We start from the raw sequence: 272 nt of genomic DNA on the forward strand, positions 1-272 counted from the left end.
GGCGATGCCGAAGAGTGCGCAGCCAATCGCCGTCCGAAAATGTTCTGGCCTAACTTCATCCTGACCACCGTGCTGCTGGTGCTGCTGGTGATTGGTTTAATGCCGATTCAGATCCTGTTTATGCTGGCGTTTGCGATTGCGGTGATGCTCAACTATCCCACGCTGGAGGAGCAGAAAGCCCGCATCAGCTCCCATGCCGGTAACGTGCTGGCGGTGACCGCATTAATTTTTGCCGCCGGTATTTTCACCGGCATCCTCTCCGGCACCGGCAT

At 56.6% G+C, this 272-nt stretch carries 1 pseudogene; it reads left to right on the plus strand.

The features are described 5' to 3' along the window. Positions 1 to 272: pseudogene (locus SB765_RS29710) on the plus strand (citrate transporter); the annotation flags it as partial.

The sequence above is a fragment of the Pseudomonas sp. SIMBA_067 genome (assembly GCF_046534675.1).
Lineage (GTDB): Bacteria > Pseudomonadota > Gammaproteobacteria > Pseudomonadales > Pseudomonadaceae > Aquipseudomonas > Aquipseudomonas putida.